Here is a 12,781-nt window from a genome sequence, read left to right as displayed (position 1 = left end):
GGTCGCGCGGATGGCAGAGCGCGCCGACCGAGGCCAGGATCTCGGCCGCGCGCCGGTTCATCGCCCGGTCGTCGACCATCAGGCCGCGGGTCAGCTCGCGGCCGAGGAACAGGTTCTCGGCGACGGTCAGGTCATGCGCCAGCAGGATCTCCTGATGCACCAGCACCACCCCGGCGGCCTCGGCGGCGGCGGCGCTGGCGAAGCTGACCGGCCGCCCGCCCATCGACAGCTGGCCGCCGGTCGGCGCGACATGGCCCGAGAGGCTCTTCATCAGCGTCGACTTGCCGGCGCCGTTCTCGCCGATGATGGCGTGGATCTCGCCGGCGTGGATGTCGATCGACACATCCGACAGCACGGTGATAGGGCCATAGGCCTTGGCCAGCCCCACCGCCTGCAGGGCGGGAGCAGCCGCCTGCGCCGGGGTGGCGGAGAGGGGCAGCGCCTTGGCCATCATCAGTCGAAGGCCGCCAAGAGCCGGTCCCGCGAGCGCAGGATATGCTCGCGCATCGCCGCTTCCGCCGCCATCGCGTCGCCGGCGCGGAAGGCGGCAAGCAGGTTGTCATGCTCCTCCAGCGCTTCCTGGGTGACGCGGGTGTGGAACATCAGCCGGAACAGATGCAGGTGGACATGCTGGTTGAACAGGGTGGCGCGGATCACCTCGTTGCCAGCGATGCGCAGGATGGCGTCGTGGAAATGCGCATCGGCCCGGGCGAAGCGGGAATAGCGGCTGGTGCGGTCCACCGGGGTCTCGCCATGCTCCATGTCGGCGGCGGCCTCCTCCAGCAGGCGCAGCGAGTCGGGCGTCATGTTCACGACCGCGAGCCGGGCGCATTCTGGTTCCAGCAGCAGGCGGAAGGTGTAGAGGTCGTCGAACTGCTTGCGGGTCAGCTGCGGCGCGGCGGAATAGCCGATCAGATGCGCCTTGCGCACCAGCCCCTCGCGCTCCAGCCGCGACATCGCCTCGCGCACCGGGGTCTGCGACACGTCCAGTTCGCGGGCGATCACGTCGATCGGGATCCGCGCGCCGGGGGCGATGTCCAGCGCCATCAGCTGCTCGTAGACATGGTCATAGACCGCGTCCACCACGCTGGCCGGACGCACCGAAGTCGCTCTGGAGCCTGCTCGCTCTGCTGCCGTTCCTATCACCGCATCCTCACATCTTCGACTTGACACAAGCAGAGGGTTCGCAAATACGATATCGAATGTCAAACACAATATCATATACGATCCGATATATGATCTATCCGCAGCCCGGGCCGACCCTGCCTCCCGCCCCGAACGCAGCCTGAAGGAACAGAGAGACCATGGAACATTTCGGCACGATCCGAGCCCCGCGCGAGATCATCTTCGGCGCGGGCCAGCGCCGGGCCCTGGGCGCAGTGGCCGCGCGGCTCGGGCAGCGGGCGCTGGTCGTGACCGACGCGCGGCTGGCGGAGGATGCAGATTTCGCCGCGATGCTCGATGACCTGCGGGGCAGGGGGCTGGCGCTGCGCATCGAGGCGGGAACGCTGCCGGATGTGCCGGTGGAGAGCGCCATCGCCGCCGCCGAGGCCGCGCGCGGCTTCGCGCCCGATCTGGTGATCGCGGTCGGGGGCGGCTCCTGTCTCGACATGGCCAAATGCATGGCGCTCCTGCTGTCGCACGGTGGCCAGCCGCAGGACTATTACGGCGAGCTGAAGGTGCCCGGGCCGATCCTGCCGCTCATCGCAGTGCCGACCACCGCCGGCACCGGGTCCGAGGTGACGCCGGTCGCGGTGCTGTCGGATTCCGGGCGCAGCCTGAAGGTCGGCATCTCCAGCCCGCATCTGATCCCGACCGTCGCGCTCTGCGATCCGGACCTCACGCTGACCTGCCCGCCCGGCCTCACCGCCATCGCCGGGGCCGACGCGATGACCCATGCGATCGAGGCGCTGACGGCGATCCGCCGGCCTTTGACCGCCGAGCTGACGCAGGAGCGGGTGTTCATCGGCAAGAACGCCCTCTCGGACCAGTTCGCGCTGCTGGCCATCTCGCTGCTCTGGCAGGGGCTGGAGAAGGTCTGCGCCGACGGGACAAACGCCGAAGCCAGGGCGCAGGTGATGCAGGGCGCCACCTATGCCGGTCTGGCCTTCGGCGTCGCCGGCACGGCGGCGGCCCATGCGATCCAGTATCCGGTGGGGGCCTTGACCCATACCGCGCACGGGGCCGGGGTCGCCTGCCTGATGCCCTATGTGATGGACTGGAACCGGCCGATGATCGGCGAGGATCTGGCGCAGATCGCCGCGGTGACCGGGCTTGGCTCGGCCGAAGCGGTGATCCCCGCCATCGCCGCCCTGTTCGACCGCATCGGCATCCCGCCGACGCTGGCGGCGCTCGGCCTTGCCGAGGACCAGATCGACGGCGTGGCCGAACAGGCCTGCGGCATCGAGCGGCTGATCCAGAACAACCCCCGGCCGATCGACCGGGCCGGCATGACCCGACTGCTGCGGGCCGCGTTCCGCGGCGATCGCGGCCTGACCCACTAACCGGAAGGACAGCAGATGACCCTCGACTCTCCCCGCACCGCCGGCTTCGCCAACCCGGCCCTGCATGCGCAGGGGCTCTACATCGGCGGCGACTGGCTGCCCGGCGGCGGCATTCCGGTGCTGGACCCCTCGACGGGAGAGGTTCTGGCCGAGGTGCCGGACGCCTCGATCGGCGACGCGATGCGCGCGGTCGATGCGGCCGAGGCCGCCGCCGCCGGCTGGGCCGCGACGCCGCCCCGGGCGCGGGCCGAGATCCTGCGGCGCTGGTTCGTCCTGATGACCGAGCATGCCGAGGATCTCGCCCGGCTGATCTCGCCGGAGAACGGCAAGGCGTTGCCCGATGCGCGCGGCGAGGTGGCCTATGCCGCCGAGTTCTTCCGCTGGTATGCCGAGGAGGCCGTGCGCGTGCCGGGCGAGTTCCGCCACACGCCCTCAGGCGCGCATCACATCCTCGTCGACCATGATCCGATCGGCATCGCCGTGCTGATCACCCCGTGGAACTTCCCCGCCGCCATGGCGACCCGCAAGATCGGCCCGGCGCTGGCGGCGGGCTGCACGGTCATCCTGAAGCCCGCCTCCGAGACGCCGCTGACCGCCTACGCCATGGCGCGGCTCGGGGCCGAGGCCGGGGTGCCGCCGGGGGTGGTGAACGTGTTGACCACCACCCAGCCCGGCGCGGTGGTCAACGCCATGCTGGCCGATCCGCGGGTGCGAAAGCTGTCCTTCACCGGCTCGACCGGCGTCGGGCGCACACTGCTGGCCGAGGCGGCGAAGAAGGTGGTCTCCTGCTCGATGGAACTCGGCGGCAACGCGCCCTTCCTCGTCTTCGACGACGCCGACCTGGAGGCGGCGCTGGACGGCGCGATGATCGCCAAGATGCGCAACGCCGGCGAGGCCTGCACAGCGGCGAACCGCTTCTACGTCCAGTCGGGCATCCACGACGCCTTCGTCGCCGGGCTGACCCAGCGCATGGCGGCGCTGCGGATCGGGCCGGGGAGCGCCGCCGAGACGCAGGTCGGGCCGATGATCACCGCGAAGGCGGTCGCCAAGATCGACCGGCTGGTGTCGCAGGCGGTGGCGCGCGGCGCGCGGGTAACGACCGGCGGCACGCCTCTGCCGGGGCCGGGATACTTCTACCCGCCGACGGTGCTTGAGAACGTGCCGGTGGAGGCCGAGATCGCCCATGAGGAGATCTTCGGCCCGGTGGCCCCGGTCTACCGCTTCGAGACCGAGGCCGAGGCGATCCGGCTGGCCAATGACACCGAATACGGGCTTGCCGCCTATGTCTATTCGCGCGACCTTGCCCGCGCGCTGCGCGTCGGCAAGGGCATCGAGAGCGGGATGGTGGCGATCAACCGCGGTCTGATGTCCGACCCGGCCGCCCCTTTCGGCGGGGTGAAGCAAAGCGGGCTCGGGCGCGAGGGCGGGGTGACCGGCATCCTCGAATTCCTCGAGCCGAAGTATTTCGCCGTGCAGTTCTAGGGGAAACCATGCCGCAGGATCTCTACCGCAACCGGGACTTCATCCCGGATTTCGACGCGCTGATGGCCGAGACCGCCGCCCGCTCGCGCGTGTTCGCGGCGAAGGTGGAGCTGCGGGCCGATCTCGCCTACGGCCCTTCGCCGCGGCAGCGGATGGACATCCTGTTGCCGCCCAACCCGGCGAAGGGCGCGCCGCTGCACCTGTTCCTGCACGGCGGCTACTGGCGCTCGGGTTCGAAGGCCGATCACCATTTGGTCGCGGCCCCGGTGTTGGCGGCGGGCGGCATCGCCGCCATCGCCAGCTATGACCTGATGCCGGGGACGCGGCTGGGGCCGATCGTGGCGCAGGTCCGGGCGGCTGCGCGGCATCTCGTCGCGCTGGCGCCGGAGCTCGGGGCCGACCCGGCCCGGTTCAGCGCCAGCGGTCATTCGGCTGGGGCCCATCTGGCGAGCTATCTCGCGGCGCGGGGGCCGGAGGAGACGGCCCCCGACCTGCCCTCACTGCGCGGGCTGATGATGGTCAGCGGGCTCTACGACCTCTCCGGCATCCCGGGGAGCTTTTTGCGGGACGAGGCGGCGATGACCATGCAGGAGGCCACGGTCTGGTCGCCGCTGGGCGCCGAGCAGGCCCCCGGGCCAATGCGGATCGTCACCCGCGGGTCGGGGGAAACCGCGCCATTCCACGATCAGGCCCAAGGCTTCGCCCGGCTGCTGCAGGCGCGGGGCCTGCCGCACCGGCTGCGCGAGGAGCCGGGGCTCAATCACCTGAGCATCGTGCTGTCGCTCGCCGATCCCGCCTCGCCGCTCGGCATGCTGCTGTCGGAGCTGACGGTTGGCTGAGGCTCAGTGCACTTGGCCCAGCCGGAACCGGCGCAGTTCCGGCAGCACGGCGCCGAGCTCGCAGCTGCCGGTCCCGCCGAGGCCGTGGTAGACCTTGGTGAACAGCGCGTAGAGCCGCTCGTAGACGGCATGCGCCGCGGGGTTGGGCCGGAACACCTCGGTCTGCGGGCAGAGCCGGGCTTGTGCGCTGGCGATGTCCGGGAAGGCCCCCGCCGCGATGGCGGCGAAGATGCAGGCGCCGACGCCGACCGGCGAGGAGGCGGGCACGTGCACCTCGACCCCCATCACGTCGGCATAGACCTGGTTCAGCACCCGGTTCTTCTGCGGGATGCCGCCGGCGTTGATGACGCGCCGGAAGGACAGACCGCCTTCGCCCATCCGCTCGATGATCAGCCGGACATGCATCGCCATGCCCTCGATGGCAGCGTGCAGCTCGTCGGCGGCGGTATGCGCCAGATCCCAGCCCAGCGTGACGCCGCCCAAGTCGGAGCGGACCAGCACAGTGCGGTCGCCGTTGTCCCAGACCAGCCGCAAGAGGCCGGTGGAGCCGGGGCCGTGGCCAACGATCTCGCGGCTGAGGCTGGCCACGTCGGAGCCGGCGCGGCGGGCGATGGCCTCGAAGAGGTCGCCGGTGGCGGATTGGCCGGCCTCGATCCCCATGGCGCCGGGGATGACGCTGCCGGGAACGGCGCCGCAGATGCCGGGGACGGGGGTTGTCGCCGGGTCGCCCACGGCGATGATGCAGGTCGAGGTGCCGACCACGTTCACCACGTCGCCGATGCGGCAGCCGCTGCCGATGGCGTCCCAATGGGCGTCGAAGGCGCCGAAGGGGATCGGGATGCCGGCCCGCAGCCCCATGCGCTCGGCCCAATCCGCCGACAGATGCCCGGCGATCTCGGTCGAGTCGCCGAACCGCCCGGCGAGCTTGTCGTTGATGCCGTCCAGCAGCGGATCGACCCGGCTGAGGAAGTCCTGCGGCGGAAGCCCGCCCCAGCGCGGCGACCACATCCACTTGTGGCCCATGGCGCAGACGCTGCGCGGCAGGGCCTTGATCTCGGTGATGCCGCAGAGCGTCGCCGCCACCATGTCGCAATGCTCGAGCGCCGTGGCGACGCGGTCGCGTTTCTCGGGGTTATGGCGCAGGAAATGCAGCAGCTTGGCATAGCCCCATTCATGCGAATAAACCCCGCCGCACCAGTCGATCGCCTCCAGCCCCTCGGCCCGGGCAAGGGCGGTGATCTCCGCCGCCTCGCCATGCGCTCGGTGGTCGCACCAGAGATAGTAGTCGTCGAGCGGCTGCAGCGCCGCATCCACCACCACGACGCTGGAGCCGGTGGTGTCGGCGGCGAAGGCCGCAATGTCGTGGCCGTCGATGCCTGCCGCGGCGATGGCCGCGCGCATCGCTTCGGTGAGGGCGCGCATGTGGTCGTCATGGGCCTGCTGGCCCAGAAGCGGGTCTTCGGCGCTGCGCTTCAGCGGGTAGGGGGCCGCCGCGGAGCCGACCGTGCGGCCGTCGTCAGTGTCCATGATGGTGACGCGCACGCTGAGCGTGCCGAAGTCGGCGCCGGCAACAAGGGTCATGTCGGTTGTCCGTAGGTTGCGCCCGCCCCGTGCTTGCGCAGGAAATGCCGGTCGAGCAGCGCCGCCGGGATCTGCGGCGCGCCGGGGCGCAGCATCATGCCGTGCCAGGCGAATTTGGCGACCTCTTCGAGGATGGTGGCGTTCATCACCGCCTCCTCCGGGGTCTGGCCCCAGACGAAGGGGCCGTGGCCAGCCACCAGCACCGCGGGGATCGTGTCGGGGTCGAGATCCCGGAAGGTCTCGACGATCACCTCGCCGGTGGCGCGGACGTAATCCGAGGTGATCTCCTCCGGCGTCAGGTGGCGGGTCACCGGAATGGTGCCGTGGAAATAGTCGGCATGGGTGGTGCCCATCGGCGGGATCGGGCAGAGGCATTGCGCCAGGATGGTGGCGAAAGTGGAATGGGTGTGGATCACCGCGCCGACGCCGGGAAAGGCGCGGTAGAGCACAAGATGGGTGTCGAGATCGGAGGAGGGACGCATCCGGTTGTCGAGCACGCGGCCGTCGAGATCGCTGACCACCATGCAGTCGGCGGTCATCCGGTCATAAGGCACGCCGCTGGGCTTGATCACGACCTGGCCCGAGGCGCGGTCGATGGCGCTCGCATTGCCGAAGGTGGCGATCACCAGCCCGTTGCGCACGGTGGCGAGGTTGGCCTCGAGCACCGCCTGTTTCAAGTCATCCAGCGACATGTCATTCCCTTTGCGGAAGGGGCGGCGCGATGTATCGCGCCACCCCGGCTTCTTTAGCGGACCGCGGTCCAGCCCTGGTAATCACCCAAGGTGTCGGCGGTGATCAGCTGCGGCTCGAGCAGGACGGTGGGGTTCTCCGGCGTCTTGCCCTGGAACATCTCGTAGCCCATCTGCAGCGCCTGACCTGCCATGACATAGGGGTCCTGCGAGGCCGAGGCCTTGATCAGCGCGTTCGGGTCCTTCAGCGCTTCCTCAATGTCCGGAGCGCCGTCGACGCCGGTGATGATGAACTCGCTGCGGCCGAGCTGGCGCGCGGCGAGCTGGGCGCCGATCGCCGTCGGGTCGTTGATCGCGAAGACGCCGTCGATCTTGTCGAAGCGCGTCAGGAGGCTCTGCATCACGTTCAGGCCGCCATCGCGCGAGCCCTGGCCGTTCTGATCGTCGGAGAGCACGTTGATGCCCTCGTTGGCGCTGAACACTTCCTGGCAGCCCTGGACGCGGTCGCGGATCGACGAGGATTGCGGGCCGTTGATGATGATCACGTCGCCGGTGCCGTCGAGCGCGTCGACGATGTACTGGCAGGCCTTGCGGCCGGCGTCGACGTTGTCGGTCATCACGGTGACATCGGCGCCGGGGGCCGACACGTCGAAGGCGGCGACGGTGACGCCGGCGGCCTTGGCGCGGGCCACGGCGGGGGCGATGGCCTCGGCGTCAACCGCGTTCAGCATGATGATGTCCATGCCGGCGGCGATGAAGCTGTCGATCTGCGACGACTGCTTGTTCAGGTCGTAGTCGGCCGAGACCGAGGTCACTTCGACGTTCGGGTTGATCTCCTTGGCGCGGTCCTCGATGCCCTTGATGGTGGCGACGAAGAACGGGTTGCCCAGAAGGCCGACCGAGATGCCGATGCGCTGGAGCTCCTGGGCGCTGGCGGCGCCGCTCATGGCCAGCATGGCCGCGGCGGTGCAGAGAAGTTTCGAGGTGGTTCGCATGGTATTCCTCCCGGTTGATGCGATGGTGATCAGGTGCGGGCGCCGCCCTGCAGCCGCAGCCGGTCGAGCGACACGGCGACGATGATGACGAGGCCCTTGATGATGAACTGCCAGATGTCGGAGACGCCGCTGAGGATCAGCCCGTTCGACAGCACAGCGATGATGAGCGCGCCGATCAGCGTGCCCCAGATCGAGCCGACGCCGCCGACGAAGCTGGTGCCGCCGAGGATCACGGCGGCGATGGCGTCGAGCTCGTAGGCCTGACCCAGCTGCAACCCGTTGGCGGCATAGAGCCGCGAGGCCGACATGACGCCGCCGAGACCGGCGAGGAAGCCCGACATGGCATAGACGAAGAGCAGCACCAGCCAGACCTTGATGCCGGTCAGTCGAGCCGCCTCGTGGTTGCCGCCCACGGCGTAGATCCAGGTGCCGAGCACGGTGCGGCGCAGGATGAACCAGGAGGCGACGATGACCATGAGCGCGATGATCGCCAGCCACGGGATGCCGAAGAGCGTGGCGTTGCCCATGGCGGCGAAGGGCAGGTCGGCGTTGAACACGGTGGTGTCCGCGCCCATCAGCCGCGCGACCCCTCGGACCGCCGTCAGCGATCCGAGCGTCACGATGAAGGGTGGCAAGCCGACGAAGGCGATGAGCCCGCCGTTGAACAGGCCGAACAGCAGCCCGACCAGAAGGCCGGCAGGGATGCCCGCCATGCCCCATTCCGGCGAGAGCGAGACGATCAGCGCCGCCATCGCCGCCGCCGACAGGATCGAGCCGACCGAGAGGTCGATGCCCCCGGTGAGGATCACATAGGTCATGCCTGCCGCCAGCACGATGTTGATTGAGGCCTGCTGCATCACGATCGACAGGTTGTTGGCGGACATGAAGCGCCCGCTGATCAGCTCGAAGCCGATGGCGAGCAGGATGAGCACCGGCAGCATGCCGAGCGCGCGGATCATGGTGCGCATCCGGGCGCGCCGTTCAAGCGCGGTCTGGTCGGGCGTGTCGGTCATCTGGCGTTCTCCTCACCATTCATTCTGCGCGGGCCGCGGCCGGGGATGTTTCGGGCGATCTCTCTGGGGCGGCGCCTGTCGAAAGCACCATGACCGCCTCTTGCGTGATGGGTTTCTCAGGGGTGGCGGTGACCTCGCCCGAGATGCGGCCTTCGCGCATCACGATGACTCGGTCGGCCACGCCGATGATCTCCGGCAGCTCGCTGGAGATCATGACGATCGCCATGCCTCGTTCGGCCAGCGCGTCGATCAGGCGGTAGATCTCGGATTTCGCGCCCACGTCGACGCCGCGCGTCGGCTCGTCGAGGATGATCACCTTGGGCTCCAGCTCCAAGAGGCGGGCGAGCAGCACCTTCTGCTGGTTGCCGCCCGACAGCGCGCCCACGGTCAGCTGCGACGAAGGGGCCTTCACCGCCAGCGATGCCATCGCGTCACGCGCCCGCTGCGCCGCCCGGCGGAAGTTGGTCAGCCCGCCAGAGGCGTCGCGCTCCATGACGCAGATGTTGATGTTCTCCGAGATCGTCATGTCGAGGAACAGGCCGAGCCCCTTGCGGTCCTCGGTCAGGTAGACGATCCCGTGGCTCAGCGCGTCGCGCGGCGATTTCGGCGTCACCTCGCGGCCCTCGAGCAGCACCCGGCCGGATGTCGCCTTGTCCGCTCCGTAGATCAGCCGCGCGAGCTCGGTGCGCCCCGAGCCGACGAGGCCCGATATGCCCAGCACCTCGCCGCGCCGCACCTCGAAGCTGCAGGCCCGCACGAGGCGGCCGTCGCTCATGTTCTCCACGCGCAGCACGCTTTCGCCGGTGGCGGCGGCCTTGTGTTCCTTCTTGTAGAAGGTGCTGAGATCGCGACCCACCATCATCGACACCAGCTTGGCGGCCGACAGTTCGTCGCGTTCCAGCGTGCCGACATAGGCGCCGTCGCGCAGCACGGAGCAGCGGTCGGAGAGGCGGTAGATCTCTTCCATCCGGTGGCTGATGTAGACGATGGCGATGCCCTGCGCCTTGAGGTCGGCGATCACGTCGAACAGCTTCTCCGTCTCGCGGCTGGAGAGCGAGGTGGTGGGCTCGTCCATCACGATGACCCGGGCCTTCGCGCCGAGGGCGCGGGCCACCTCGACCAGCTGGCGCTCGCCCATCGACAGCGAGCCGACAAGGGTGCTGGGGCTGAAGGTCACGCCGAGCCGCTGCAGGATCGGCTCGGTCTCGCGCAACATCTGGCGGCGGTTGACGATGCCGGCCCTGGCGCGTTCTTCCCCGAGGAACAGGTTCTCGGCCACGGTCAGGTTGGGGGCGAGCGACAGTTCCTGATAGATCACGGCGATGCCGCGGGCGCGGGCCTCCTTGGGGCGGCCGGTCTGCATCGGCTGGCCGTCCACCAGGATCTCGCCGCCCCCGTCGGGCACATAGGCGCCCGAGAGGATCTTCATCAGCGTCGATTTCCCGGCGCCGTTCTCGCCCATCAGCGCATGGACCTCGCCGGGCATCACCGTCAGCGAGACATCCCGCAGCGCCCGGATCGCTCCGAAGGTCTTCGAGATCGACCGCATCTCCAGCATTGGCTTCGTCATGCAGCGCTCCTTGCGATGAGAACTTCGACGCCGCGTTCCGCCAGCATCCGGGCATCCTTGTCGCTGAGCCCGTCATCGGTGATCAGCCGGGTGACCCGGTGCAGCGGCAGGGCGACGGTGGGGGGGCGTTCGGAAAACTTGCGGCTGTCGACCAGCACGATGATCTCATTAGCGAGATCGACCATGTCGTTGATGAAGCGCACCAGCAGCGGGTGCGATTCCAGCAGCCCCTCGGAACTGACGCCGAGGGCGCTGACGAAGAACTGCGAGGCGTAGAACGGATCGTCGCCCCGCGCCGGCTCGTAGAGGATGCCCGGCTCGCGATGCAGGTCGCCGCCGCCGACCTTCAGCTGGCAGGTGCCATGCTCGGCCAGATAGGCGGCAAGCGGCATCGAGTTGGTGAAGACCCGCACGTTGCGGTTGGCGATATGCGTGCCGAAGTGGAAGCAGGTCGAGCCGCCGTGGATGATGATCAGACTGCCGTCGCGCACCAGTTCTCCGGCCTTGCGGGCGATGCTCTGCTTGGCTTCCACGGCGAGGTCGCGGTTCAGGATGAAGGGCAGGGCCACCGGGGTCCGCCCCGTGCCGTTGGTCAGCGCGGCGATGCCGCCATGCACCTTCTGCGCCAGGCCCGCGCCGCTCAGCTTCTCGATGTCGCGCCGGATGGTGGCCGCGGACACGCCGACAGCCGCGGTCAGATCCTTGACCGACACGAAGGGCCGTTCCTCGAGAATCTGGACAATCGTCCGCTGGCGTTGCTGATCGCTCACGTCTGTACTCCTCCCGCTGCCAGCATGAGCGAATCGGATCATTCCTTCAAGACAAATTTGTGATCATGACGATATTTCCTCATGGATGATCGCAAGGCGTCATCCTTGGGTGGCTGGACCGGGAGGAAGGCAAAGCGCCGGCGGTACGTGAACGGTGGAGGAGGCGCAGGGTTCCGAAGAGCCGGGGCGGTGGCGGCGCCCGTCCCTGTCCGGGCGGCGCGGTGCCGCAGCCAGAGGTTGTGCGGTTTCGCCTGAAGCCCACCCTGTCGCGCAAATGAGACACATCCCACGAACGCGGACTTATTTCCGCCAGCCCCTGTCTTCAACCAAGGCGTGTACTAACTTCGTTAAGTGGAACGCCCGCTTGCGTCGAACGATCCCCGTTTCCCGCAAAGCATAGGTAGACCATGTCCCAGCGCCTTCGCCTGTCCCTCCGCGCCGCCGTCGCCGCGCTCCCGCTCGGCTGCACCCTTGCCGGCGCCAGCGCCGCGCAGGATCTGATCAGCTTCGCCGTCGTCTCCGGCGCGACGATCACCAACACCGGCCCGACCACGATCACTGGCAACATCGCCCTAAGCCCCGGCACCTCCTTCACCGGCAATACCGAGGTCACCCTGAGCGGACCGGGGAACGCGATCTACCTCACCGACGCGGTCGCCGGCCGCATCAAGAACGATCTCGCCACGCTCTACAACGTACTGGCGGCCCGCCCCACCTCCGCGATGGGTGACCTGACCGGGCAGGCCCTGGGCAACCGGACACTGGTAGCCGGTGTCTACAACTACGCCACCTCGGCCAACCTCGCCGGGGGCGAGACCCTGACGCTGGATGGCGGCGGCGATCCGGATGCGCTGTTCATCATCAACATTGGCACCACGCTGACCGCCGGCAGCGCCTCGCGGATCGTGCTGACCAACGAGGCGCAGGGCGGCAACGTGTTCTTCCGGGTTGGCACCTCGGCGACGATCAACACCACAGCGGCTCTGGTCGGCCAGATCCTCGCGCTGGACAGCATCACCATGAACACCTCGGCCACGGTGAATTGCGGCGCGGTGCTGGCGCGCAACGGCGCGGTGACGCTGGACACCAACACCATCGAGGTCTGCACCCTCGCCGCGGCCGAATTCGATCCGACGCCGGAGGAGGGTGCGTTCTCCGACAACGAGAGCGCGGTCGCAGGCGCGCTGTCCGACTATGTCGCCGATGGCGGCGAGCTGCCGACCAGCTTCGCCATCCTCGCCGCCACCCAGAGCGGCGACGAGCTGGCGGCGACCCTGTCGCAGCTTTCGGGCGAGGTGGCGACCGGCGTCGCGCCGACAGTCATGCAGTCGATGGACG

At 68.9% G+C, this 12,781-nt stretch carries 11 protein-coding genes and 2 pseudogenes; 4 read left to right on the top strand and 9 right to left on the bottom strand.

Going from position 1 to position 12,781, the window contains the following annotated elements; genetic code table 11:
- Both C5F48_RS18265 and C5F48_RS18260 read right to left on the bottom strand, forming a co-directional pair.
- Window positions 1-454 (bottom strand): ATP-binding cassette domain-containing protein (locus C5F48_RS18265; protein WP_146170639.1); only part of this gene is annotated, 454 nt, incomplete at its 3' end.
- A complete protein-coding gene (locus tag C5F48_RS18260) occupies window positions 454-1,101 on the bottom strand; it encodes a GntR family transcriptional regulator (protein ID WP_245941338.1) in 648 nt (215 codons plus the stop codon). The genes C5F48_RS18260 and C5F48_RS18265, both read right to left, overlap by 1 nt.
- A 203-nt stretch (window positions 1,102-1,304) precedes the next feature.
- Between C5F48_RS18260 and C5F48_RS18255 the strand changes: the two genes are divergently transcribed.
- From C5F48_RS18255 to C5F48_RS18245, 3 genes are read left to right on the top strand one after another with little or no spacing between them, the layout of a single operon-like run.
- A complete protein-coding gene (locus tag C5F48_RS18255; RefSeq protein ID WP_107665270.1) occupies window positions 1,305-2,504 on the top strand; it encodes an iron-containing alcohol dehydrogenase in 1,200 nt (399 codons plus the stop codon).
- Between the two features lie 15 nt (window positions 2,505-2,519).
- Window positions 2,520-3,986, top strand: a complete 1,467-nt coding sequence (locus C5F48_RS18250; protein ID WP_107665269.1) for an NAD-dependent succinate-semialdehyde dehydrogenase — start codon at window positions 2,520-2,522, stop codon at window positions 3,984-3,986.
- A gap of 8 nt (window positions 3,987-3,994) precedes the next feature.
- On the top strand, window positions 3,995-4,825 hold the full coding sequence (locus tag C5F48_RS18245) for an alpha/beta hydrolase (RefSeq protein WP_107665268.1): 831 nt from the start codon (window positions 3,995-3,997) through the stop codon (window positions 4,823-4,825).
- 3 nt (window positions 4,826-4,828) lie between these two features.
- Here the strand turns inward: C5F48_RS18245 and C5F48_RS18240 are convergent, their stop codons facing one another.
- The 7 genes and pseudogenes from C5F48_RS18240 to C5F48_RS18215 form a co-directional block, all read right to left on the bottom strand.
- The gene (locus C5F48_RS18240; RefSeq protein WP_107665267.1) at window positions 4,829-6,406 is read right to left on the bottom strand and encodes a ribulokinase; all 1,578 of its coding nucleotides are present in this window, start codon (window positions 6,404-6,406) and stop codon (window positions 4,829-4,831) included.
- A complete protein-coding gene (gene araD, locus C5F48_RS18235; RefSeq protein ID WP_107665266.1) occupies window positions 6,403-7,098 on the bottom strand; it encodes an L-ribulose-5-phosphate 4-epimerase AraD in 696 nt (231 codons plus the stop codon). Before araD ends, C5F48_RS18240 begins: the two co-directional genes overlap by 4 nt.
- A gap of 53 nt (window positions 7,099-7,151) precedes the next feature.
- Complete coding sequence (locus tag C5F48_RS18230) at window positions 7,152-8,090, bottom strand: ABC transporter substrate-binding protein (RefSeq protein WP_107665265.1); 939 nt, start codon at window positions 8,088-8,090, stop codon at window positions 7,152-7,154.
- Window positions 8,091-8,119: 29 nt separating this feature from the next.
- Window positions 8,120-9,103, bottom strand: coding sequence for an ABC transporter permease subunit (locus C5F48_RS18225; protein ID WP_107665264.1), 984 nt, complete (start codon window positions 9,101-9,103; stop codon window positions 8,120-8,122).
- 19 nt (window positions 9,104-9,122) lie between these two features.
- Window positions 9,123-9,842 (bottom strand): annotated as a pseudogene (locus C5F48_RS26590) (ATP-binding cassette domain-containing protein); the annotation flags it as partial.
- A 330-nt stretch (window positions 9,843-10,172) separates the two neighbouring features.
- Window positions 10,173-10,601, bottom strand: a pseudogene (locus C5F48_RS26585) (ATP-binding cassette domain-containing protein); the annotation flags it as partial.
- A gap of 68 nt (window positions 10,602-10,669) precedes the next feature.
- Window positions 10,670-11,443, bottom strand: a complete 774-nt coding sequence (locus tag C5F48_RS18215) for a DeoR/GlpR family DNA-binding transcription regulator (protein ID WP_107665262.1) — start codon at window positions 11,441-11,443, stop codon at window positions 10,670-10,672.
- 407 nt (window positions 11,444-11,850) lie between these two features.
- Between C5F48_RS18215 and C5F48_RS18210 the strand changes: the two genes are divergently transcribed.
- The coding region (locus tag C5F48_RS18210; RefSeq protein WP_146170638.1) for an ice-binding family protein at window positions 11,851-12,781 on the top strand (931 nt) is incomplete at its 3' end.

Origin of the sequence: Cereibacter changlensis JA139 (genome assembly GCF_003034985.1) — a bacterium.
Classification (GTDB): domain Bacteria; phylum Pseudomonadota; class Alphaproteobacteria; order Rhodobacterales; family Rhodobacteraceae; genus Cereibacter; species Cereibacter changlensis.
The sequence above is the reverse complement of the archived record's forward strand: the minus strand, read 5'-3'. Positions and strand labels throughout refer to the sequence as shown.

Excerpts from the sequence above, each read along its gene's own strand:
- C5F48_RS18250 (WP_107665269.1), top strand. The coding sequence starts at position 2,520 with ATGACCCTCGACTCTCCCCGCACCGCCGGCTTCGCCAACCCGGCCCTG.
- C5F48_RS18245 (WP_107665268.1), top strand. The coding sequence starts at position 3,995 with ATGCCGCAGGATCTCTACCGCAACCGGGACTTCATCCCGGATTTCGAC.
- C5F48_RS18230 (WP_107665265.1), bottom strand. The coding sequence starts at position 8,090 with ATGCGAACCACCTCGAAACTTCTCTGCACCGCCGCGGCCATGCTGGCC.
- C5F48_RS18255 (WP_107665270.1), top strand. The coding sequence starts at position 1,305 with ATGGAACATTTCGGCACGATCCGAGCCCCGCGCGAGATCATCTTCGGC.
- C5F48_RS18240 (WP_107665267.1), bottom strand. The coding sequence starts at position 6,406 with ATGACCCTTGTTGCCGGCGCCGACTTCGGCACGCTCAGCGTGCGCGTC.
- araD (WP_107665266.1), bottom strand. The coding sequence starts at position 7,098 with ATGTCGCTGGATGACTTGAAACAGGCGGTGCTCGAGGCCAACCTCGCC.
- C5F48_RS18225 (WP_107665264.1), bottom strand. The coding sequence starts at position 9,103 with ATGACCGACACGCCCGACCAGACCGCGCTTGAACGGCGCGCCCGGATG.